This window comes from Mesorhizobium sp. YL-MeA3-2017 (assembly GCF_030814575.1).
Classification (GTDB): Bacteria; Pseudomonadota; Alphaproteobacteria; order Rhizobiales; family Rhizobiaceae; genus Mesorhizobium; species Mesorhizobium terrae.
In genome coordinates this window covers 3,727,878-3,748,962 of the sequence record NZ_JAUSVH010000001.1, presented here as the reverse complement: position 1 = coordinate 3,748,962, position 21,085 = coordinate 3,727,878, and the positions used below count along the sequence as shown (strand labels likewise).

Below are 21,085 nucleotides of genomic sequence, written 5' to 3'. Positions count from 1 at the left end.
AACGTGCAAAACAAGACGCGAAATCAGAGATATAGACCGAAAGCACACGGTGCACAGATACGCTGCACCGTGCAAAACCCGACAGAAAGCTGAACAAAAACAACCGTCCGACCCAAGCGCACCGTGCGCGCTTTTATCTTGCCGTCGCTCGGCCGCGGCACCGCGCACCACAGCAATCCTTCGCCATGACACATCAACACGCGCAAGCGCACGCCAAGCCGCAACGCTGGTCATGGCCGTCCGGCATGCCCGTTGCGGATGACGAAAATCTCCTCTCGCCGACCTACCCCTGAACTATCCTGTGTCGCCGTGGAAGCTGATCGCGGAGAGTTCCGGAAGCGATCAGGAGACGGCTGATGGGAAACGGAGGCGCTAATAGTCCGCTCGATGAACATCGCCGCTTCGCGCCAATCCGGCGGACGAGGCGCTTCCAGCGCGATCTTGGAAGGGCGTTCGCCACCCAGCATCGCTGCAAGCGAGGCGACATAGGCACGTGTTTGCGCAGGCAGTGGACGGCCGGACGCCAGGTGCCGATCATAGCGCGCCGGCCCGGCATTGTAAGCGGCGAGCATGGCGTTAACGTCGCCATACCTGTCCCACATCTCACGCAGATAGGCCGTGCCGGCGAGAATGTTGTCATGCGGATCGTAGGGGTCGCGGCCGAGCCGGTGGCGGGTACGCAGTTCAGCCCAGGTGTGCGGCATGATCTGCATCAGACCTATCGCGCCCGCCGGTGACAGGGCTCGTTCCTTTCCGGCGCTTTCGGCGTGGAGCACCGCACGAATCCAGCGCTGCGGAATACCGAACCGCCGCGACGCGTGCGCGATGTGCGCGGCATTACGATCGACGGCCGTGGCGCGTGCGACCGGTGCGGAATGCGCGAGCGCCAGGTCCACTGAGCAGCCGGGCGAGAGCAGACCGGCCGCCACGAGAATGGCGTGCCGTACGTACTTACCTTTCCCGCAGACCCGCAAGCCTGCCAGCGTGCTCGCTGCGGTCAAGGGTGCGCGCAAAGCGCCGGCGGGACGCCGCCCCTGACCTGCGCTGCGCGCGCTGACCGGATCGTGCTCGAGCGGGACGAGGGGATGAAGCGGCTTTTTCGCGAACAAAGGGATGAGAATCTGGATCGTCAGGACCGCGCGGGACCGCATGGCGTCAGCTCCGCGCTTTTCGCGGCTTCGGGCGATTCCAGTGGAGAGACCATGCATCATCATTGTCATCGGACCGGAAGAGGTTGGCACGGATCGGCTGGGCGAAGGCCGGGTCGTCGATCTGGAACGACAGATAGTCACCGGCCCTGTCGCCGGTCTCCTTCCACGCGGCTCCGATCTCCGGACCTTTTTCGTCGTCGCGGCGGATGCGGAAGTCCGGCGTGTTGTCGGCGTCAGTCTTGTTCGCGGGGATGAGTACGACGTCAGCATCGAGGACGAGCGTACGGATGCGGCCGCTATAGCCGGTCCTGGTCTGCTGGAATGCGCCGATATTGGTCATGGCAACCTCCGTTTGTTGCAGGGTGTCGGTAGGAGTGAGCGCGCGTTCAAGGTGTTTGCCGCCACCGGAAACGGCCGCTGCCGTCGTCGGTCCACAACGGCACGGCGGCGCCAAGCAGCAGGTCCGTGGTCGTCGGCCCGAAGTAACGGCCATCGAAGCTGTCGCGGACCTGCCGGTTCATCAGGAACACTTCGCCGCTGTGGATGCGGCGGCAACCCTGCCAGGCGGGCAGATCGCGGCCAGCGCGATCGCGCGCGAGCGCAGAACCGACCTCGGCACCATCCACGGTGATCGCCAGGTTGGTGCGGCAGACGAGTTGTCCGGGCATGGCAAGCACGCGCTTCAGAAGCGACAGGCCATCCGGCAGATAACCGCGTTCCGCCAGAAAGCTCGCGAGCGGTTCCGATGGAACGAAAGCGACAACATCCGCTACGTCCAGCGGCGTGTTAGCGACGACCGTATAGAGCCCGACCGGCACGCTGGCGGAGGCGTTCCATATGAGCTTGACCGGCATCGGTGCAAGGCACGCAAATCCGACACCAAGCGTGCCGAAGACGCAGATGAGAAGGCCGCCGGCGCGCATCACTGCTTCGTCCTTCGGCGCATCAGCCACGCCTCATGACGCGAGAGCGTATAGGAGGACGGCGTTTCGCCGGCGCGCAGGCGGTTGTGGACATGGCGCCAATGAGCCGGATCCACCTCGACGGGATCGATGCCCAATGCTTCGATGGCATCGATGCGCTGAAGCACGCGCTCGACGCTCGACCAGCTTTCGGCTTTCAGCAGAATGTCGCCTCCAGGCCGGACGAAGGGCAATGTCTGGAAAGGCTCGCCGCGTCCGACGGCGCGCACGATGTCGATGCGCGAAACGATGGTGCCATAGTCGTTGGCGGCCCATCGCACGAAGGCGAAGATGCTGTCCGGTGCGAAACCGGCGAGGCTGCGGTGACGGTCGAGGATCTGCTGGTAGCTTTTGCGGCCGAACCTGATCCAGTGTTCGATCCGCCGTTGGCGCCAGGTCAGGTCGACGAGCGTCGTGAAAGGTTTCGGACCGTCCGGCAGCGGACGGGCGCGCATACGGCGATTCGCATCCCCGGTCATGAGGCGTCTCCTTCGGTCGGGAGGTCGAAGGTGGGACATGCGGGCCTGGTGGCGTTGCCGTGATCGGCTGCCGCTGAAGCCTTGTCCGGACACATGCTTTCTGCGTCGTTCACGCCGCGACGGCGCCGCTTACGGTTAGATTCTGAGTTAGAGTCTAAGTTAGGGAGACGATTTCCCGTTGTCTTTCCAGCGCTTAAGGCCTTCCCGGGTTCCCGATAGCACGACCCGGCGGTTCCCGATGGCACGATGGTTCGGGTTCCTGATGGCACGACGCCGTCCCCCTCCCGCGCGGAGGATGGCTCGAAAGCGAGCAGCACGCGCCCGCCAATATCGATCTCGAGAAACAGGCAGTAGCCGGGAAAAGGCTGGCGACGAACGATATCGCGCATTTCGAAGGCGAAGCGCTTGAACGGCGACAGGCTTCCGGACTTCTGGTGGAGATGGCGGAAGTCGAAGCGCCAGCCGGCCTGCTGCCGGCCGCCATGTTTACGCACAAGGCGATAGAGCCAGCGGTCAAGCCCGCCCGTCAGATCGAAATATGCCCTGTCGATGGTGAGCACCAGCGCGTCATCCAGCACGGCCTGGTAGAACCAGTCCGGTACGATCAGCTCGATGCCGGCAGGCCTGCCGTGGCGATCGGTCCGCTCCTGCCATTCGTTGATCCAGGAAAAGCGATGGCGCCGCCCTTCGACCGTCTGGCGGATCGATGTGCACACGGTGGTCGACTGGAGACGATCCAGCGCTGCCTTCAGGCGCCGGTAATCCCGCTGCGACGTGCCACGACCGACAAAGGTCAGGATTTCGTAGGGCGTGGCGGCCATCAGCCGGGAAGTGGCTATTCCGTCATCGCGCGCTTCGACGATCTGGCTCGCCGCCCAGATCAGGATATCGGCGTCCCAGATGGTCGCCATGCCGTGATCCGGCACGGCCTCGACACGGATCGAGACATCACCGCCGCGAAAGTCGATCGGCGCGACGCGGTGGGACTTGGAGAGTGAAAAGAAGGGATAGGCCATGAGGTCCTGCGCATCTCTGGCTGCGAAATCGCCGGGGAGTGCCCTGAACAGGTCGAACTGCCCGCGCTCGGAAAGGGACTGGCTCCGCGCCACCATGAAGAGTTTCACCAACGATCAGCGTGTGCATCGATCGATGCAGGGCGGCTGGCCGGCTGCGTGACGTTTCGCCGGCAGGACCGAACCGCGCGGATCGGATGTCGAGGTGACCGCTCCGTGATCGGCCCAGGCCTTGAGGTCGTCGACGGCATAGACGACGCGACCGCCGAGTTTGCGGTAGGCCGGGCCGGTGCCGTAGGTGCGGTGCTTTTCCAGCGTCCGAGCCGACAGGCTCAGGAACTGAGCCGCCTCCTTGGTGCGCAGAAAGCGCGGGGGTAAGATAGCGCGTTCGGACTGCATGGAGCGTGTCTCCGTGGATTGTTAGGCGACCGCTGGCGTCCAGCGGCGGATGACAACCATGGTGGCGTAGCGAACGGGGCACGGGGGATGGGGAAGTTGGGGGAGACAAAAATCCCCACCCGAGGGCGCCTAGGGTCGGCGGCGGTGGCGAAGGAGCTGGAGGTAGCCACCGGCGATCATGGAGCTCCCACCTTTGACAAGTCCGATCACCGTGTCGCGAAGCGCCGACGTCTTCCAGGGTTCGGAGGCGACGCGAGGCTCACCGTAGATCGACCTGGCGATCTCGCGATAACTCGCCGCGCTCCTGCGACCATCTGCGGCCCGCAGCATCAGCCGCAGCCGGGCGCGGCGCTGCGGCGTTATGCGCGTATCCGCAGGTATCGTTTGCCTTTGCCAGGAGCGCCAGAACCGGGTGAGTGCTTCGATCCTTCCCAACGCATCGGCGTCGAGCGGGATCAGGGCGGCTACGACACCGCCGGGTTTCGCGCCAGGACGAAGGATAAACTGCGTGGCGGCAGGACCGTCATGGAGAGCGTGACGTCCTTCGGGACTTTCACGGTATACGCTGGAGCCTTCCAATGGCGGAGGCCGGGTCGTCGACAGGAAATGCGGGGCGGCGACAAGGGTGACCACGGCAGGGTTCGCGGACGGGGTCCAAAGTACAGTCTGCGACAGGGCGGACAGGTCTGGCCGGGCCGGGAAATCGCAACCCCCAACGCCGTTGCGCATCGAGGTTCAAGGGCGCGGCCTCCGCACCGGCAGACACCAGCTCGTGATATTGTCTGTAATAGTCTTCGCAGCGACGAAGACATTCCCAGGCAAGGCCTTCGACAGAAAGCGCATCGAAAAAGGCGTAGCTGTCAGGATCGCGCCATTGAGATGCTTCGGGCCTCATGCAGCAGTTCCCACAGACGATGCGCTTTCGGAGTGGGCAGAATTGCTGGCCGCAACGGCCCGGGGAAGGCCCTCATTGGGCATCGGGCGATGCCCTGGTCGCATCACCTATGCATCAGGCCTGCGTCAGTCTGGGGATCCGCGCAAAAGAAGAAGATAGCCCTTCCGCGCCATCCAGCGCGCTCTGGCCAGATGGCCTTGATGGACAGTGGCCGCCCGCCGGGGCTCCCGCGCTGGATCGATTCCAAAGACGATCCTGACGATTTCCCGCCAGTCGGCGCCATCGCTGTCGGCGTCGAGCAGACGCGCATACAGTTTGAGATGGGCCTGGTCGTAAGCGGTGAGGTCGTCGCCGGTCGGAGCGGCATCGTCATAAGGCTCGATCATGGGGCAAGAAGCCTTCTTGTCAGCATCCAGGACCGCATTTTATCGGGAAAGGCCTTCTGTCGGAGCACGGTTTCCAGGCATCACGCGATGCACATATCGCATCGGGTTTCGTCGTGCTGCAGATGGAAGCTCCGGATGCCGGAGCCTCACCGGAGAGGCCCCCGCGCCGGAGCGGTGCGGGGGCCCGGTCTTGCCGATCAGTCGGCCGGGTTCCAGATGATGGCGTAGGTTTCGTCGTCATCGTGGCCGGCGGCGCGGCCGAGATTGGCGTAGAGCTTGCGCGGGCCGAACTCGGGGGCGGCGATCGACAGGCTCACATAGTCCTTTCCGGAAGCCTCGCCGGTCCGGACCCAGCCGGCGCCCACTTCGACGCCCTGCGCCAGCACCCGGAAGTCGGGATGGTTGTCGGCGCTCTTGGCCTGGTTGGGCACGATGTCGATGTCGGCGCGGAGGCTGAGTGTCTTGAGCTGGCCTTTGTAGGCGCCGTTTTCCTGCTTGGTGACGTAACCGATCGCGGTCATTTGAAGTCTCCTTTGGGTATTCGCCGGGGACCATTCCCCTGCGATGGCGGACCGTGATGGGCGCGTCCGGACGGCCCGAATCCGGCAGGGCCGCAGCGGCAGCGGAGGACCCGAGCGGGCGGCTTTTTTGGAGCGAAGCGGCGCGAGGAAGCCGCCGCAGGCGGCGGGGAAAAAAGTCGTCAGTCGAGGGTTTCGGGCGGGCCGGATCCGCCCATAGGTCAACAAGCCAGCCGCAGGGAAATGGTCCTTGCCAAGGCAGTTGGAGATTTCACGGCAACGCGCGCGCGCAGAGCCTGGATGCAACGGAGGCTATAGGAATAGCGGGATCATTCGACGCGGCACCTGGCGCAATCCTGCCCAAAAAAGCTCGTGCGCTCCAACACCATTTGCATGTGGGAGTGAAGCAATCAGCGGCGATGCCAGCACCCGAAAATGGAGCGGCCAGTGCTTACGGCGGCAGCGCCTGAGCCAATCGATCTGAACTTGAGATTGGGGCGAGCGGCGGCAATCCAATCTGCCGCCACTCGCCATGTGACGGTCACTCGGACCCGGCCAGCGCCTTGACCTCAGCCCACTGATCGGCAGTGCGGAAACCGCCGCGCTCGGTGTAGCTCTCAACGGGGAATTTCATCCAGCGCGGCAGCCAGCCATCGACTTTCTGCCTGCCGTTTTGGCCAGAAATGAAGTCGCGGATGATGGTCTTCTGCGTCTTCACCTTCTCCGAAACATTGCCGTCAGCGACCTCATTGCCACCGATCTCGGCAAGTATGGCGTTGACGACTTCCCTGTCACGCAGCAGGTCGAAGAAAGCGTCGTCCGGCTTCCAGCAAGTTGCCATATCAACGTTGAGATGCGCGCCGAGAAGCTCGACGACTGCCGTTCCGGCGCAAAGCGTTTCCGCCATGACAAAAGCCAGCACCCGCGCGACATCCTCGTCAGTCAACGCAAGCAGTTGGACGAAGATAGTGGCGAGGGTAACGTCATCGCCGTACCCTCCCGCAATGGTCGTGTCGTCATCCAGCCGACCAAGCAAGGTCAGAACCTCGCGCAGTTTTCCGGCGAAAACAGCTTCCGCTTTGCTTGCGGCGATGCTTTCCGCGATGGCCTGATTTGCAGCGCGTTGCGGTTCCAGCCGTACTTGCCACAGGTGTGAGCCGGCAATCGCATGCGCCACCATCAATCGGAGCGCGACACCCGGATGATCGAACAGCGCGGCGCGCACCGCTGCATGCCGATGCAGATCGACATAGTTCTGCATCGGCCCGGTGAGTTCTGCGCGAGACATCTTTACCGGTGTCTCGACTTGCTCGCCGTCTTGTTCATCGAAGCGGAGACGGCGTGCTTCCTTGCGCGTCAGCCAGCCCTCATGAAACTCGACCTCGCCGCGCTGCGAGACAGCGATGATCACCTTGCCGCCCTTTTTCTTCGGCGTCTTCTCGTGATCGTAAGAGTGGAAATATTGGCCGGGTTCCAGCACCGCCACGTCGCGCCAACCGGCTTCGAGATAGGCATCACGCTTAGCCGCGATTGCCTCGTTCTGCTTGCGCCAGAACAGATCGACATCGGCGAAATAGCAGTCCTCGCCAAACAGGTCGGAGACGATCAAGCCGCCGTAATCCTCGACGGCAAACAGCGCCACCTTTGTGGAAATCGACTGGCCGCCGAACAGCCATTGCTTCAGCTGCCTGCCATGCGGCGCGTACTGATCGGGATCGGCAAGGAGCTCCAGCCAATGCTTTTGCTGATCCTTGGAGGCCATGGTGAGGTGACGCACCGTCTCGGCGTCGATCTCGTCCTTGCGGTAGGCTTCGCGGATCTTGGGCAGCAGACGCCCGAGCGCCAGAATGCGCCTCACCTGAAGCTCGGTGATGCCGAATGTCGCGGCAACATCGCTGATCGTGCGGCCCTGCCCGATCAGGCGCGTGAACGTCTCCCATTGTGAAACCTCATCGGGATCGAGGCGGGCGATGTTCTCGATCAACGACGCCTCAAGCGCGGCGGCGTCGTCGCCGTCTTCCATGATGGCGCAGGGCAAGGCTTCGACCTCGCCGCGCTCCCCGGCGACTGTCTTTGCCGCGAAATAGCGCCGCCGTCCGGCGACGATCTCGAAGCTCTCCGGTGTGCCGTTCGGCCTGACCAGCAGCGGCACCAACACGCCGCGCGCCCTGACGGAGGGCAAGATATCGGAGATATCCGGCGCGCGTTTCGAATGCCGCATGTTGGCGATGGAGACACTCAATCTATCGATAGGAATGTGAGCAAGCTGCATGATTTCTTCTCCTTTGGCTCTGGTTGCGTTTGGTTGCCGCGAGGCCGGAGGCCGAGCAGCGGACCGGCTTTGCATCTAGCGGCGCTTGTCATCCGCCTCGTCGGGCGGAAGCTCGAAATGGGAAAGTGCCAGCGCCTCTGCGGCATGCCGCAAAAGCTGCTCCGCCTCGGCAATACGGCCAGCGACGCGCGCGGCCTCGGCATAAACCGTGAGTGGAAAGTGAGGCGCGAAGTAAAGATCGCGCTCTATGCCAAGACCGAGAGGGCCTTTCACGGCTTCCAGTTCGGCAAGGCTGATGCTGCCAAGTTCAGGGAAGCCAAAGCCAAGATCGCAAAGCCCGAATAGCGTGTCGCCGTCCTTGTCGAGCTCGGTCAAAAGCCATGTCGCTGCCCCAACCGGATTGAACAGTTTCACAACCGGGACATGGTTGGTTCCAGTCTCGGCTGCGCCGTTGGCGAGCAGCCGTGTGCGCAGTTCGTCCGTGATCAGGATCATGGCGAAGTTCCTTGGTGGGAATGATCGGGTTGAGTGCAATCGCGCCGGCGCTCAAGCTGCGATGCCCGCCTCAGCATCGCCTGCCACGCCATTGTTGAAGGCGAGCAGGAAATTGGCGGCTTTCGAGGCGAGGCTGGCCGCGCGAAAAATCGCGCGATTGTCCTCGCGCAACGCCGTGAGCCACGAGCCGATATAGTCGGAGTGGCGCACCGTCGGCGCGATGCCGAGCGCCGAGCAGACGAAGGCCGCAGCCATCTCGGCTATCAGTTCTTCACGGGCATAGGTTTTGGAGCCGAATGCCCCGGTGAGATCACGGGCCAGACGCGTCGGATGCCCGGTCCAGTGACCGAGTTCATGAAAACAGGTTCGGTAGTAGTTGATCTGCTCGAAAAATGCGGGCTGCGGTGGCACCTGGATGCAATCGTTGGCGGGCATGTAGAAAGCGCTGTCACCGCCGATGCGGATATCCGCGCCGGTAGCCCGCATCAGGGCCTCGGCGTGCGGGATGATTTCCCGCTCGGGCAGCGGCTCGGTTACGCTCGTGACATGCTCGGGCAAGCCGTCGCACTGCGCGACATTGAAGACGGTGAACCGCTTCAGATAGGGGATTGCCTGCGGCTCGGTGTCTTGGGCCTCGGCGCGTTCCTTCTCATCCTTCGGAACGAACCGATCCGCGTGCACGATGGTCGTGCCGTGCTCGCCCTTCCTGACTGAACCACCAAGCGAAAGTGCCTGCCGGAAGGTCAGCCAGTTCTGGCTTGGATAAGCGTGTTCGATCACCGCGCCCCACAGGATGAGGATGTTGATCCCGGAATAGCCGCGTCCGGTGGCGGCATTCTTCGGCAGACCAATGGCCGCCTTCGCCCTGCCCCAAGGCTTGACCCAAGGCACGCAGCCCCGTTCGAGATCGGCGATGATGCGGTCCGTGATTTCTGAATAGAGGCTGGCCTGCGGTTGCTGGTTGCCTTTTGCACCACCCCCGCCTCGGGCTGAACGCTTGCCGGTCCTGCGCATGATCTGATCTCCGCTCGCAATCTCGCTGCGCCCTCCCCCGGAAGCGGGGTGGGCGGCGAAAACGACCGGAAAGGCCCGCCGTCAGAGGTGGCAGGCATCCGAAGGACCGGAACGAAGTGGAGGACCCGAAGCAGCAAGCGAAGGGTTGCGGGCTGCCGCGGCGGGGCTAGAAGGGAGAGCCGCCCACCCCGCGCCACCGGGAGCCCAAACAAAGCAACTTCGCCACCCGGAAAGGGTGGCGGCCGCTGCAACTGTCTACGCCGAGGGGACGAAGTCGCCGGAGACGATCAACCTAAACCGGGACCATCTTGCTGCAAGGACGATACTGGACGGTCAGGCAAAGCTAAGTTTGGGTGAAGCGGAGGACACCACGATTTGACATTGTCGCCCACGCAATGCACGCATAACGAGAACACCAACGTCGTCAATTCGAGAGATAGGAATTCGCGGGCTTTCGATCGGCGCTGAGCAGGAAAGCCAGAACCGAGACGAATATGATCAACCCACCGAGTATGGTGGATTGTGCCGGCACCTCATGGAAAGCAAGCCAGACCCAGATCGGTGCGATCGGGGTCTCGACGGCACCGATAAGCGCGGCGTCGCGCGCCGGCAGATAGCGCAAGCTCAGTCCGAAAGTAAGAAATCCGAGCGTCATCTGCACAAGCCCGAATGAAGCCAGCCAAGCCAGGTCCTTCGACGCGACGGCCAGCGGGCTTGAGAACGGCAACACAGCCACCGCGCACAATATGTTGGAAAGGATCAAAGTCTCGGCCACGGGGAATTGGTCGTTTCCGCGCATGGCTATGGCCATGAGTGCCATCAGCAGGGTCATGATTAACGCGAGAACATCACCCGTAAAACCACCTCCCGAGAGCGCCGACGCACCCACCGTCAAAACGGCGCCCGCTATGGCTGCGACGCCGGCTATAAGCGCAACCGACGGCGGCCTGTCGCCGAGCAAAGCCCAGGAGAGGGCCGCAACGATCAGCGGCGCCCCGGCATGAATGACCGCGACATTGGCGACCGTCGTGTTCCGCAACGCGAATATGAACGCGACCATTGCCGTCGACGACATGCCTGCAACCAGCCATGCCGCGGGCGTGAGCCTTCCGACAATGCCGCTCAGTGACTCTCGAAGCACCAGCGTCAAGAACATCAGCACAAAAAGGGCACTGAAGGTGCTGCGCCAAAACAGCAGCGTCCAGCTGTCGACAGCGATCAAGCGCGAGAACAATCCTCCCGTGCTCCAGAAAACCGCCGCAAGGACGGCCAGGGCCACACCTGCGTTTCGATTGCTGATGGAGAACATGCCTAGACGCCACCAAGCGCTACGCGGTCGCCGGTTGAATGGTAAAAGCCCAGCGTTTCCGGCGCCGGATGCCGCTGGCGCCATACGATCAATTCGGCTTCCTCGCTGCCGTCTTGCCGATGGCGCTTCAGACACCCAGAACCCAGACGCATCACGATCTCCTGAGCATTGACGCCGATCTCGGCGGCAAGGTCGCCGACGTCAAATTCGTCATGCAGGAACTGCGCCCAGGTGCCGGGACCACAGAGTTCAGGCGGCACGTCCGTCACGTCGACCGTGACGTATTCCATCGATATGCACCCCACCACGGGAGCGGAATGCGCGCCGAGGCGGACAGAGATCCTGCCCGCGCACGCCCAAGGCAGCCCCTGGGCATAGCCGATGCCGACGATGGCGATCCGGCTGTTGCGGCGGGCGCGGAATGTCGCTCCATAACCTACGGCTTCATGTGCGGAAACCTCGCGAACGGCAAGGACGCGGGCACGCAGGCTAAGGACGGGACACAGCGGATTGGGACGGATACCGGCATTGTTGAGCCCGAACAGCGCTGACCCAATGCGGGCAAGATTGAAGTGGAACGAAGTGTCGAGCCACGCGCCGGCGGAAGCCACCAGGCTGCTGGCCATGGGTCGGATCGATGCGCGCAAAGATTCAAATCGCAGCTTCTGGACTTCATTCATCGCGTCCGATGAATGGTCGCTGCAGGCCAGATGACTGACCAGGATTCGGGGCGGGTGCCTGAAAAACCATTCCTTGTTGGAAAAATCCGAAACCTCCGACGAGGATAGGCCGAGGCGCGAGAAGCCTGTGTCGACATTGAGCAGGTACGGATCGGTCGCCGCTGTCCGGAAATGGAAATCCAACTCCTCTGGCGTGTTGATTACCGGCTGGATGTCTTCCAGCCGGTAAATTCGCCTAAAGCGGACATAGTCGTCATGGAAGACCGCGATCCTGGCGAAAGGGCAGACGGCGCGCAGTCTCAATGCTTCTTCCAGATTGGCAACGAAGAAGGACGTGCAGCCCACGTCCCACAGCGTTCGGGCAAGTGGTTCCAGGCCGAGTCCGTAAGCATCACTTTTGACGACCGCGGCAGTGGTGACATCGCGGCCGAGAATACCGGTCATCGTGATGTAGTTGGCGCGCACCGCATCCAGATCGACCTCCAGGACCGCGCTGTCCAATGGCAGATATCGCGCAACGTTAGCGACCTGGTTCATTCCTTGCTCTCCACCTTGCCGCCCCATTTTGGCGATGCGCCGACAGATGGTGGCGAAGTTATCGAGCGTGGATGACAAGCATCTTTCAGATGAGTGACAGCCATCGGATTTTAAGATGTATCGATCTCAAAGGTGAGAGGTATGTACCGTCCTAAAAGGTGCTGTCACAAACGGCTGCCATTGTCCGGAGCGTTGAACCAACCATTAACTCAGACGCGAGGCGCAAAATGGCTCTCGAAACGGGCGATCATCCTACCAGGATTTTGATACTCGGCTGCGGCGTGCTCGGCGGCGGCGTTCTTGATTTTCTGAGCCAGAGCGGCTGCGGCTACGACATCCACATAGCGGCACGCGATAACCAGAAAGTATCGCTGCGCGCGAACCTGGCGCGCTACACGGCGGCCAATCTCGGCCACCACGCCAGCATCCAGGTCGCCGCCGTCGACCTGATGAATGTCGACGAGACGGCCGCCTATCTCACCGCGCTTCGGCCGGACATCATCTTCAACGCAACGACGCTGCATTCATGGTGGGTAATCACCCAGCTGCCGCAAGCCGCCTTCCAGCGCCTGGACCAGGCGCGCGGCGGCGTCTGGGCAGCCATGCATCTGGTTCTGGTGCGCCGCCTGATGCAGGCCGTCCGCCTGGCCGGCCTGCAGGCCAAGGTCGTCAACGCGTCCTATCCCGACGTGACCAATGCGGCGCTCGCAGCCGAAAACGCCGCCCCCTTGATCGGCATCGGCAACATCGCCAATGCCGTTCCGGGGATCCAGCTGGCGGCGGCCCATCTTCTCGGCTGCGACGTCAGGCGCATCGCCGTGCGTTTCTTTGCGCATCACTTCCTGAGCTACCGGATGCCGAGCTCAGGCGGGACGGACGGTGCACCCTACCATCTGAGTTTCTACCTCGACGGCGAGGTCCTGCCGACCGAGGCAATCGATCACGACGCGGTGTTTGCCACCGTCGCCGGGCGCTTCCGCCGCGTCAAGGGTCTGGCCGGGCAATCGGTGACCGCCTCCTCGGCGACGGCCGTGCTGCGGTCGCTAGCCGACGGCGTTGACCGCGTCGTTCATGCGCCAGGGCCCCTGGGTCTAGTCGGCGGCTATCCCGTCAGGATTTCACCAGACGGAATATCCATCGACCTGCCGGAGGGATTGTCGATCGGCGAAGCTGTCGCCATCAACCGCGCCTGCCAGAAATTCGACGGTATCGAGTCCGTCGACGCGGATGGCACCATCCGTTTCACGACGGATTCCGCCGCGATCATCCGCGAAGAAATCGGCTTCGACTGCCCAGCTGTGCGTCTCGCGGATTGCGAGGAGATCGCGAATGAACTTGCGGCAAGGTTTGCTGAATATCGGCACGCACAACTGGCGAAGTCGGATCTGAGTGCCGCCTGACCGAGACGCGGTCGCGAGCCGGAAGGCCGTGCGCAACGAACGCGCCCGCGCAGGGAAGACCGAGGCAGACATGGATCACCCCTGCCGTGGGATCGCACACGATCGAACACGCGGTCTCGGTCGCTTCCTCGCGCGAGAAGCTCTTTGCAACGGCATTGGGCGCTCCGGTCCGATCGCGCAGGACGCGCTTGGCGTCGGCTACATAGCGCATGGACCCGGCTGCACCGGCAAGCGAGGCATATCGGTCATATGTCGACGGATAGATCTGCTGCAGCAGGGCACGGTTCTCGACGGCCTTCGTCTCGCTCAACAGTGCGTGGTTGGTGTGGATGAGCGGACCGGCGCCGGCAAGGGCTTTCACGCCGGCTGCCGGCGACACCTCGACCGCGGCTATCCGTCCGGAGGCATCGCCAAGCAGGTAACTTCGCCCGCCCATATGCGGCAACCGATGCAGAAGACGAAGTGCGCTCGGCACATCCGGCTCGGACAGGACCATGCGACGCACCACCTGGCTGGGCAGGCCTGCCGTCCTTGTGTCGAGCATCAGATCATTGGTCGTCAGACAGAGACCGTGGCCATTCTGGCCGAGCCAGCCCAGCGTGCCCCTGGAAGCGACGGTGGCCAATTGAAAGCCGTCCGGGTCCAAGTGCACGAAAAGCACCAGGCCGGATTTCGCGCCGTGCGGTGCATCCCAATTCTGGCCAACAACCGCGCCGCGCTCGCCCTTGAAGGCGAACGCACTGCAGCCGGTCGGCGCCGGCTCCCCGAAAAACTCGAAGCCGCTGTTGAGGAAGATATCCTCGGCCGCACAATGCGCGCCGTCGGCGATTCCCTCGATTTCGGCGGCTATGGCAGGCGCGAGCAAATTCAGGGTTCGCCAAGACGCCTCCGCCTCGCGTCGTGTCCTGACCAGGACGCGCGCTGGAACAGACCTGGCAAGCCGGTCCAGGTCAGAGACGATATCACGCTGGAAAGCGGTTCCATGCTGATGGCCGCGCTCATAGGGCGCGCCTTGCAGGACCACAACCGGAAAAGGGGCTCGCGCCATTGGCCCTCACCTGGCCAGAGGCGCCAGGCGCGCCCGCCGCCTGGGCGCTCGCAAGCGCTGCGGTTGCGGGCAGCGATGGTTGTTCGTCCGCCGCTCGATCGCGCGTGCGAGCAGCGAAGCCGGCCAGCCGAGCGCAAGGTAGAAAAGGCCTGCGAGCAGGAAGACATGCAGCGGCATGAAGCTCTCGGACATGATCGCCCGGGAGGTCAATGTCAGCTCGTTGACGCCGATCAGGGCGCAGACGGAGCTGTCCTTGAGCACGCAGATCAAGGCAACGATCAGTGGTCCGGACATATGGCGCACGGCCTGGGGAATGACGACCAGCCGCAGGCTGAGGAGACGAGACAGTCCAACGGCGCGCGCGGCTTCCCATTGACCCTGCTCCACGGCCTGCATGCCGGCGCGCAGCACCTCGGCCAGATAGGCGCCGTGCACAAGGACAAGGCCGAGCGTGCCCGCCAGGAAAGGCGACAGCGTCAAGCCGAAGCCGGGCAGGACGAAGTAAAGCACGTAGAGAACGATCAGCAGCGGTATGGCGCGCAAGACCCAGACATACGAGTTGACGAGACCGCGCAGTCTCGCGCTGCGCGACGTCCTCAGGGCTTCCAGGCCAAGGCCGACCAGGGACGCGCCGCAAAAGCCTGCCGCGGTCAACAGCAGCGTGAGCGACGCAGCCTCGAAAAGGCGCGGGCCCCAGTCCGCAAGATACAAGGCAATGCCTTCCATCATTGGCTCGCCACCTGTTCAAAGCGCTTTGTCAGGCGGAAAAGGATGAAGGCGACGCCGAGATAGATGCATGCCGCCAGCCCATAGATCAGTCCCGTCTCGAACGTGCGGTTCACCAACGCGCGCGCCTGGAACATGAGCTCCGGCGCAGCGATTGCCGCGGCCAGCGTCGTGTCCTTGACGAGGGCGAGCGCATAGTTGCCGAGCGGCGGCAGGCTTATTCGCCAGGAATTGGGGACGATCACCAGCCTGAAGGCCAGGAGGCGGGAAAGGCCCAGCGCAAGCGCCGGCTCGCTCTGTTTTGCCGCCACCGACCGGAATGCCGTGGCAAAAACCTCCACAAGCATCGCCGACCCTATGATGCCCAGTCCTGCCGTGGCTGCCGGCACCGGCGGGAGCCTGATCCCGATGTGAGCCAGGCCAAAATACACCAGAAGCAGCCAGATCAGGCTGGGAATGGTGTGCAGGATCCCGGCATAGATCGCAATGAGAGTGTCGACGAGACGGGATCGGAGCAGGAAACTGGCGGAAGCCAGAGAAAAGCCGAGTGCAATCGCCAGGACCAGCGCGCCCAAGGCGATGATGACGGTGATCCTTGCACCGTCCAGCAGGATCAACAGGACAACGCCGAGGTCGATCACCGCTCACCCCCGCTCGCTATTGCCGACAACGCGGTGCGGCCCAGTCGGCTGGTCTGTCGACGCCGGCGCGGAAATTGTCCGCCGAGGGCACGAAGTTCGTGTCGCTCAACAGGCCATAATGCTTGCCGATCAGCCTGACCTCGCAATCCGACCACAGCAGCCTGATCTCGCGGCTCAGGTCATCGGCGAGCGCCTGATTGTTCTTGGAGAGACCAAAGACATATTGCCGGCCGGTGCTCGTCAACAAGGGGAAGTCAGGATTGTTGTCGATGAAGGGGACCGTGTGCAGCTTCCAGTCCGGATTGCGCGAAATCGCGTAGTCGATGGCCGGCGGGTCGCCGATCATGGCGTCGATCCTACCGATGACCAGGTCACGCATTGCCGCGTCCGGCGTGTCGTAGAGCATGAGCTGCAGGCCGGGCAGCCTGCGCAGTTCAACCAGAAAGCCAAAGCCGATCATCGAGCCGACCTTCTTGTTCTCAAGATCCGCCAGGCTGTTCCAGTTCTGCCCGATCTTCTGGGTAATGCCGTTCTGGAAGTAGGCTGTGGGATCGGTCATGGTCAGCACGTCGGCCCGCTGCCGCGTCCAGGCGACGTTGCCGCCGATGATGTCAACCTGGCCGGACTGGGTCGCAGCGATCGCGCCGTACCATTCCATCGGAACCGGCCTTATCTTGAGGCCAAGCCGCGTCGCCGCCATCTGGAGGATTTCACCGTCGTAGCCCGACAGCTTGCCATCGAGCGCGACAAGACCCGGCATGTCGCCGGTAATCGCAACGCTCAGCGTTCCCGGCACGCTCAACTGGTATCGTTCCAATGCAAGGGCGGCTTTCGAAAGCAACACGGCCATCAGCACGCAGAGCGCGATACCCAGGCAGGTTCCAGTCGCATGCCGATCGCAAACCATCTGCCCCAACACTCCATACGAAAGGGGAATCCAGCCTACCGATATCCATAATATGAGTGAACTCTAAACCTTGCCGGCTTACTTGTAAACGTGCGCGAAGCGTCACGAATTGCGACGTCGCAGGGGCTTCGGCGTTCATCTGGCCGGGCGTTGCCGGAACATGATCTCCAGCGGATTGATCTGCTCTTCAAGCTGCTGCACTTCCCGTCTGACCAATGGAAGCAACTGTTCGAACCGGTCTTGGGACAGTCTGGCGCTGGTCATGTTCACGGCGATTGCCACGCCGCTCGGCCTTTGCCCGGGGCTGATCGCGACGGCGAACGCCGAGATCCCGGCCACCAGATCGCCCCTGTCGAGGGCGTACCCTTCCTGGCGTATTGCCGGCAGCAAGCTGCGGACGCGGCCTGCTGTCAGACCATGATGCTGCGGATAGAGTGGCGAGTTCGCCTCGATGATGGCGTCAGCCTCCGGCGGCGGCAATGAAGCCAGGATCGCCAGGCTGGCCGAACCGACGCCGAGCGGTATCTGCCCGCCTATTCCGCCGGTGAGGCTGTCAATCATATAGCTGCCCTGGTGGCGATCCACGCAGATCGCGCTGACCCCCGAGCGTGCCATCAGGAAGACGGTGTCGCCGGTGGCCGCGCCGATGCGCGTTAGCGCCGGCTGTGCCAGCGTGCGCAGGCCGGACTCGTCAGCGGCACGGACACCCAGCACAAAAAGCCCCAGCCCGAGCCTATAGCGCTTCGTGAGGCTGTCGCGATCGATCAAGCGATGACGTTCGAGGGCGACGGCAATCCGATGCGCGGTCGGTTGTTTGAGATTCAGCCCCTCACTGATGTCGGCGATACTGGCGCCGCCCGACCGCGCCGCCTGGCCGACGAAATTCAGCACCGCCACCGCGCGGTCCAGGAGTTGCGCCCCGCTCGCCAGTTCCGTCTCGTTGACTGTCTTTGGCATCCGCAGCGTGTATCTCAGAACCCAGTTATCTCCCCAATGCCTCATACCGCCTGGCTTGACAAGTCTATGCCAACGATCCCGTAGCCGGCTAAAAGAGCAATCCATAATCTGGATATTTTTTGAATTGACAACCATAATATGGTGTGAATAACGTATGACAGTTCGGTGACGCTCAAGCGAATTGTGGCGCTTCCCAATCAGTGGGCCCCTGACAAGGCCGCAGAAACGCCTCATGCTTGAGTTGTCGGCACGAACGGCAGTGCACCTCATCTGGGAGCGAGCAGCGATGTCGTACGTTGGAGAATCCGGCCTTTCAACCACAGCCGTTTCGGCAGCAGCCAGGCCAAGCCTGCGCGGAATAATCCAGGCCAATACGCTCGGTTTCATCATGGAAGCGCATGACGCGCTTTCAGCAACCATCGCGGAACGCGCGGGCTTCAAGGGCCTCTGGGCTTCCGGCCTATCGATTGCCTCGAGCCTCGGTTACCGCGATGCCAATGAAGCATCCTGGACACAGCTCGTCGAAGTCGTCGAGCGGATGGCCGATGCAGCCTCAATCCCCATCCTGGTGGATGGAGACAGCGGCTTCGGCAATTTCAACAATGCCAGGCTCGCGGCCAGGAAGCTCTTCCAGCACGGCGCGGCCGGTGTCTGCCTCGAGGACAAGGGCTTCCCCAAGATGAACTCCTTTGTCGGTGACCGTCACCCGCTGGCGGAAATCAGTGAGTTCTGCGGACGGCTGCGCGCGGTGAAGGACACGCTTGGTTCCGAGGACTTTGTTCTGGTCGCACGCGTCGAGGCGCTGATCGCGGGTTACGACCAACAGGAAGCGCTGATGCGTGCGCATGCCTATGCGGACGCCGGCGCCGATGCGATCCTCATCCACTCGCGTAAGTCGGACGCCGGCGAGATCCTGGCCTTCGCCCGGGAATGGAGCAATCGCCTGCCCCTCGTGATCGTCCCGACCAAATACTACCGCACGCCCGTCGATGAGTACCGTGCGGCCAAGATCTCGACGGTGATCTGGGCCAACCACAACATGCGCGCGGCCGTCTCGGCCATGCGCCAGGTCTGCGAACGCATCCTTCGCGAAGGAACGATCGCCGGCATCGAAAACGAGGTCGCCACGCTGGACGATGTGTTCGACCTGCTCAACTACCGCGAACTGGCGGAGGCCGAGACGCGCTACCTTCCTTCGGTCGCGGTCGCGGCCGAGTAGCACTGGGCCGGTTCCGCCCACCATCAGTCACAACAACTCACGAGGGCCGACAATGTTGGCACAGCGTACGAAGCTTTTTGCGTCGTCGGGGACGGCTGCCGCGCGCGCAGCCGCCAAGGCGGCATCCGATGCCGGCAAGGAGGTCATCGACCTCACCGCAGGAGAAATATGGTCCGATCTCGCGCCGAGCGTCCGCGAGGGCGCGCTGGCCGCCATTGAACGCGGCGAGAACCGCTATACCGACACCGTCGGGCTTCGCGAACTGCGTGAAGCGCTCGCCGCAAAGGTCGCCCGCGAAACCGGGCAGGTTTGGCATGGCGAAGAGATCGCCGTCACGAACGGTGCCAAACAAGCGCTTTTCAACGCCGCGATGGTCCTGCTGGACCCGGGCGACGAAGTCATCATCCCAAGTCCATATTGGACGACCTTCCCGGCGCAGGTGCTGATTGCCGGCGGGCGGCCGGTGCATGTCGACACGCGCGACCACGGCTATGTTCCAAGAGCCGAGGATATCGAAGGCGCCATCACGCCGAAGACGCGCGCGATCGTGGTCAACACGCCCAGCAATCCGACGGGCGTCGTTTATGACCAGAGCACTTTGGAACAGATCGCCGACCTGGCAATCCGCCGCGATCTCTGGATCATCTTTGACGAATGCTACGGCGCATTCGCGCATGCACCGCACGCCCATCATCCAATTGTCTCGCTCGTGCCGGAAGCGCGCTCGCGCACCATCATCATCAATGCGTTTTCCAAGACGCTTGCTTTGACGGGCTGGCGAATTGGCTACCTGGCCGCTCCAAAAAGCGTGATCGACGCCGTCAAAGCACTCCAGTCCCACACGACATCGAACCCGAATGTGATCGCCCAGCATGCCGTCCTGGAACACCTGCGACGCGGCGACGGCAGTTATGAAAGACATCTCTCCGAGCAGTTGACCCAGGCCCGGCGGCTCGGACTGGACATCCTGTCGCGCCAGGCGATTGCCCCGCTGCCGAAGGCACAGGGCGGGTTCTACTTCTATCTCGACCTCCGGGAGCTCGCTGACAGTGGCGCAATTTCCACCGCCCCACGAACCGCGGACGATGTCGTCAATGCTCTCCTCGCCCAGGCCGGAGTGGCAGGGGTGTCGGGCAGCGCCTTCGGAGACCCGATGGGGCTGCGTCTCTCTTACGGAATTGACCACGACAAGCTCGCGCTCGGGCTGGAGAGGCTCGTCGGAGTTTTTGACGCGTGGACCGGAGCAACTCGCAACGTAGCTTAAGGAAAGTTGTCATGTTCAGGACTGAAGTACCCCAAAGCGCTGTTATCCTGGCTGCAGGTATGGGTTCGCGGCTGCGCCCCCTGACCGACTTCCGACCGAAACCCCTGGTGGAGGTCCTCGGCGTCTCGATCATCCATAACGCCCTGCGCCATCTTGGCGCGATGGGGGTCAGATCGGCCACCATCGTCGTCGGCTACAGGAAGGATGCAATCGAATACGCCTGCGGTGACCGGTTTGCGGGCGTCGACATCGACTATGTCGAATCTACTGTCTACGACCGCACCGGCAGCGCCTATTCGCTCTGGCTGGCGCGTCATACCCTGCTGAGCGGTGACATTTTCCTGCTCGAAGGAGATGTCTTCTTCGAGCGGCAGGCATTGGTCTCGTTGATGGCCGCCGGCGCCGGTGACGTCGCCGCGGTCGCACCTTTCACCGAAGAAATGGAAGGCTCCGCCGTCGTTCTTGGCCCCGCCGGGACAATTGCGGAAGTCCGCATGAAGCAGACCGCCGCAAATCTGAATGAGGCAGGCGCCCCTCGCCTCTTCAAGACCCTCAATCTGTTCCGGTTCTCGCGCGCAACCCTGTCGACGGTCATCGTGCCTGCCCTCGACGATCTGATCGGCATCGGTGCCGGCACGACCTACACCGAGCAGGTGCTGGCGCAGCTGATAGGCCGCGGCCTGAAGATCGCGGCGGCGCGCTGCGACACCGTCAAATGGTACGAGATCGACAACCAGGCCGATCTGCGCATGGCGGAAAACCTCTTCGCCACGCCGCCTGAAGTAACGCTCTTGTCGCAGGCTGTTTGACCCC

23 protein-coding genes and 1 pseudogene are annotated in these 21,085 nt (G+C 62.9%); 4 read left to right on the top strand and 20 right to left on the bottom strand.

Annotation, left to right across the window (positions count from 1 at the left end):
* Nucleotides 1-230 precede the first annotated feature (230 nt).
* The 15 genes from QFZ88_RS17945 to alr all read right to left on the bottom strand — a co-directional run bounded on the left by QFZ88_RS17945 (nt 231) and on the right by alr (nt 12,188).
* A complete protein-coding gene (locus tag QFZ88_RS17945; protein WP_065997652.1) occupies nt 231-1,151 on the bottom strand; it encodes a lytic transglycosylase domain-containing protein in 921 nt (306 codons plus the stop codon).
* Between the two features lie 4 nt (nt 1,152-1,155).
* Entirely contained in the window at nt 1,156-1,491 is a 336-nt protein-coding gene (locus QFZ88_RS17940; protein WP_065997657.1) for a DUF736 domain-containing protein, read from the bottom strand.
* Between the two features lie 46 nt (nt 1,492-1,537).
* Nucleotides 1,538-2,077, bottom strand: coding sequence for a S26 family signal peptidase (locus tag QFZ88_RS17935; RefSeq protein WP_083237721.1), 540 nt, complete (start codon nt 2,075-2,077; stop codon nt 1,538-1,540).
* Nucleotides 2,074-2,592: a DUF2840 domain-containing protein gene (locus tag QFZ88_RS17930; RefSeq protein WP_065997661.1), complete on the bottom strand. Its 519-nt coding sequence runs from the start codon at nt 2,590-2,592 to the stop codon at nt 2,074-2,076. The genes QFZ88_RS17935 and QFZ88_RS17930 overlap by 4 nt, the downstream gene beginning before the upstream one ends.
* On the bottom strand, nt 2,589-3,704 hold the full coding sequence (locus QFZ88_RS17925; protein WP_083237709.1) for a replication initiator protein A: 1,116 nt from the start codon (nt 3,702-3,704) through the stop codon (nt 2,589-2,591). The genes QFZ88_RS17930 and QFZ88_RS17925 overlap by 4 nt, the downstream gene beginning before the upstream one ends.
* 18 nt (nt 3,705-3,722) lie before the next feature.
* Nucleotides 3,723-4,004, bottom strand: coding sequence for a helix-turn-helix transcriptional regulator (locus QFZ88_RS17920; protein ID WP_065997663.1), 282 nt, complete (start codon nt 4,002-4,004; stop codon nt 3,723-3,725).
* Nucleotides 4,005-4,133: 129 nt separating this feature from the next.
* Complete coding sequence (locus tag QFZ88_RS17915; RefSeq protein WP_245317485.1) at nt 4,134-4,637, bottom strand: DUF2285 domain-containing protein; 504 nt, start codon at nt 4,635-4,637, stop codon at nt 4,134-4,136.
* A complete protein-coding gene (locus tag QFZ88_RS17910; protein WP_245317486.1) occupies nt 4,558-4,899 on the bottom strand; it encodes a transcriptional regulator domain-containing protein in 342 nt (113 codons plus the stop codon). The genes QFZ88_RS17915 and QFZ88_RS17910 overlap by 80 nt, the downstream gene beginning before the upstream one ends.
* Before the next feature lie 125 nt (nt 4,900-5,024).
* On the bottom strand, nt 5,025-5,285 hold the full coding sequence (locus QFZ88_RS17905) for a DNA -binding domain-containing protein (protein WP_065997664.1): 261 nt from the start codon (nt 5,283-5,285) through the stop codon (nt 5,025-5,027).
* Nucleotides 5,286-5,482: 197 nt separating this feature from the next.
* Nucleotides 5,483-5,806, bottom strand: a complete 324-nt coding sequence (locus QFZ88_RS17900; RefSeq protein ID WP_065997665.1) for a DUF736 domain-containing protein — start codon at nt 5,804-5,806, stop codon at nt 5,483-5,485.
* A gap of 538 nt (nt 5,807-6,344) precedes the next feature.
* On the bottom strand, nt 6,345-8,075 hold the full coding sequence (locus QFZ88_RS17895) for a ParB/RepB/Spo0J family partition protein (RefSeq protein WP_065997666.1): 1,731 nt from the start codon (nt 8,073-8,075) through the stop codon (nt 6,345-6,347).
* Between the two features lie 75 nt (nt 8,076-8,150).
* Complete coding sequence (locus QFZ88_RS17890; protein WP_065997668.1) at nt 8,151-8,570, bottom strand: DUF2958 domain-containing protein; 420 nt, start codon at nt 8,568-8,570, stop codon at nt 8,151-8,153.
* Nucleotides 8,571-8,621: 51 nt separating this feature from the next.
* Nucleotides 8,622-9,584, bottom strand: coding sequence for an ArdC family protein (locus tag QFZ88_RS17885; protein WP_065997672.1), 963 nt, complete (start codon nt 9,582-9,584; stop codon nt 8,622-8,624).
* 424 nt (nt 9,585-10,008) lie between these two features.
* The gene (locus QFZ88_RS17880; RefSeq protein WP_065997673.1) at nt 10,009-10,893 is read right to left on the bottom strand and encodes a DMT family transporter; all 885 of its coding nucleotides are present in this window, start codon (nt 10,891-10,893) and stop codon (nt 10,009-10,011) included.
* Nucleotides 10,894-10,895: 2 nt separating this feature from the next.
* The gene (alr, locus tag QFZ88_RS17875; protein WP_083237712.1) at nt 10,896-12,188 is read right to left on the bottom strand and encodes an alanine racemase; all 1,293 of its coding nucleotides are present in this window, start codon (nt 12,186-12,188) and stop codon (nt 10,896-10,898) included.
* Nucleotides 12,189-12,337: 149 nt separating this feature from the next.
* On the opposite strand from alr, the gene QFZ88_RS17870 reads away from it, so the two are divergent.
* On the top strand, nt 12,338-13,510 hold the full coding sequence (locus QFZ88_RS17870; protein WP_065997677.1) for a hypothetical protein: 1,173 nt from the start codon (nt 12,338-12,340) through the stop codon (nt 13,508-13,510).
* A 70-nt stretch (nt 13,511-13,580) separates the two neighbouring features.
* Here the strand turns inward: QFZ88_RS17870 and QFZ88_RS17865 are convergent.
* From QFZ88_RS17865 to QFZ88_RS17845, 5 genes and pseudogenes are all read right to left on the bottom strand, one after another.
* Nucleotides 13,581-14,558: pseudogene (locus QFZ88_RS17865) on the bottom strand (C45 family autoproteolytic acyltransferase/hydolase); the annotation flags it as partial.
* Between the two features lie 6 nt (nt 14,559-14,564).
* A complete protein-coding gene (locus QFZ88_RS17860) occupies nt 14,565-15,287 on the bottom strand; it encodes an amino acid ABC transporter permease (RefSeq protein ID WP_065997679.1) in 723 nt (240 codons plus the stop codon).
* Nucleotides 15,284-15,925, bottom strand: a complete 642-nt coding sequence (locus QFZ88_RS17855; protein ID WP_065997681.1) for an amino acid ABC transporter permease — start codon at nt 15,923-15,925, stop codon at nt 15,284-15,286. The genes QFZ88_RS17860 and QFZ88_RS17855 overlap by 4 nt, the downstream gene beginning before the upstream one ends.
* A gap of 16 nt (nt 15,926-15,941) precedes the next feature.
* Entirely contained in the window at nt 15,942-16,832 is an 891-nt protein-coding gene (locus tag QFZ88_RS17850) for a substrate-binding periplasmic protein (protein ID WP_083237714.1), read from the bottom strand.
* A 135-nt stretch (nt 16,833-16,967) separates the two neighbouring features.
* The gene (locus QFZ88_RS17845) at nt 16,968-17,789 is read right to left on the bottom strand and encodes an IclR family transcriptional regulator (RefSeq protein ID WP_065997682.1); all 822 of its coding nucleotides are present in this window, start codon (nt 17,787-17,789) and stop codon (nt 16,968-16,970) included.
* A gap of 286 nt (nt 17,790-18,075) precedes the next feature.
* On the opposite strand from QFZ88_RS17845, the gene aepX reads away from it, so the two are divergent.
* The 3 genes from aepX to QFZ88_RS17830 are packed head-to-tail and all read left to right on the top strand — an operon-like array spanning nt 18,076 to nt 21,081.
* Complete coding sequence (aepX, locus tag QFZ88_RS17840; protein ID WP_065997683.1) at nt 18,076-19,008, top strand: phosphoenolpyruvate mutase; 933 nt, start codon at nt 18,076-18,078, stop codon at nt 19,006-19,008.
* Between the two features lie 52 nt (nt 19,009-19,060).
* Nucleotides 19,061-20,272, top strand: a complete 1,212-nt coding sequence (locus QFZ88_RS17835; protein ID WP_065997684.1) for an aminotransferase class I/II-fold pyridoxal phosphate-dependent enzyme — start codon at nt 19,061-19,063, stop codon at nt 20,270-20,272.
* 11 nt (nt 20,273-20,283) lie between these two features.
* Nucleotides 20,284-21,081, top strand: a complete 798-nt coding sequence (locus QFZ88_RS17830) for a phosphocholine cytidylyltransferase family protein (RefSeq protein ID WP_065997686.1) — start codon at nt 20,284-20,286, stop codon at nt 21,079-21,081.
* The last annotated feature ends 4 nt before the right edge of the window (nt 21,082-21,085 follow it).

Excerpts from the sequence above, each read along its gene's own strand:
- QFZ88_RS17945 (WP_065997652.1), bottom strand. The coding sequence starts at position 1,151 with ATGCGGTCCCGCGCGGTCCTGACGATCCAGATTCTCATCCCTTTGTTC.
- QFZ88_RS17940 (WP_065997657.1), bottom strand. The coding sequence starts at position 1,491 with ATGACCAATATCGGCGCATTCCAGCAGACCAGGACCGGCTATAGCGGC.
- QFZ88_RS17930 (WP_065997661.1), bottom strand. The coding sequence starts at position 2,592 with ATGACCGGGGATGCGAATCGCCGTATGCGCGCCCGTCCGCTGCCGGAC.
- QFZ88_RS17925 (WP_083237709.1), bottom strand. The coding sequence starts at position 3,704 with ATGGTGGCGCGGAGCCAGTCCCTTTCCGAGCGCGGGCAGTTCGACCTG.
- QFZ88_RS17920 (WP_065997663.1), bottom strand. The coding sequence starts at position 4,004 with ATGCAGTCCGAACGCGCTATCTTACCCCCGCGCTTTCTGCGCACCAAG.
- QFZ88_RS17910 (WP_245317486.1), bottom strand. The coding sequence starts at position 4,899 with ATGAGGCCCGAAGCATCTCAATGGCGCGATCCTGACAGCTACGCCTTT.
- QFZ88_RS17905 (WP_065997664.1), bottom strand. The coding sequence starts at position 5,285 with ATGATCGAGCCTTATGACGATGCCGCTCCGACCGGCGACGACCTCACC.
- QFZ88_RS17900 (WP_065997665.1), bottom strand. The coding sequence starts at position 5,806 with ATGACCGCGATCGGTTACGTCACCAAGCAGGAAAACGGCGCCTACAAA.
- QFZ88_RS17895 (WP_065997666.1), bottom strand. The coding sequence starts at position 8,075 with ATGCAGCTTGCTCACATTCCTATCGATAGATTGAGTGTCTCCATCGCC.
- QFZ88_RS17890 (WP_065997668.1), bottom strand. The coding sequence starts at position 8,570 with ATGATCCTGATCACGGACGAACTGCGCACACGGCTGCTCGCCAACGGC.
- QFZ88_RS17885 (WP_065997672.1), bottom strand. The coding sequence starts at position 9,584 with ATGCGCAGGACCGGCAAGCGTTCAGCCCGAGGCGGGGGTGGTGCAAAA.
- QFZ88_RS17880 (WP_065997673.1), bottom strand. The coding sequence starts at position 10,893 with ATGTTCTCCATCAGCAATCGAAACGCAGGTGTGGCCCTGGCCGTCCTT.
- QFZ88_RS17870 (WP_065997677.1), top strand. The coding sequence starts at position 12,338 with ATGGCTCTCGAAACGGGCGATCATCCTACCAGGATTTTGATACTCGGC.
- QFZ88_RS17860 (WP_065997679.1), bottom strand. The coding sequence starts at position 15,287 with ATGATGGAAGGCATTGCCTTGTATCTTGCGGACTGGGGCCCGCGCCTT.
- QFZ88_RS17850 (WP_083237714.1), bottom strand. The coding sequence starts at position 16,832 with ATGGTTTGCGATCGGCATGCGACTGGAACCTGCCTGGGTATCGCGCTC.
- QFZ88_RS17845 (WP_065997682.1), bottom strand. The coding sequence starts at position 17,789 with ATGCCAAAGACAGTCAACGAGACGGAACTGGCGAGCGGGGCGCAACTC.
- aepX (WP_065997683.1), top strand. The coding sequence starts at position 18,076 with ATGTCGTACGTTGGAGAATCCGGCCTTTCAACCACAGCCGTTTCGGCA.
- QFZ88_RS17835 (WP_065997684.1), top strand. The coding sequence starts at position 19,061 with ATGTTGGCACAGCGTACGAAGCTTTTTGCGTCGTCGGGGACGGCTGCC.
- QFZ88_RS17830 (WP_065997686.1), top strand. The coding sequence starts at position 20,284 with ATGTTCAGGACTGAAGTACCCCAAAGCGCTGTTATCCTGGCTGCAGGT.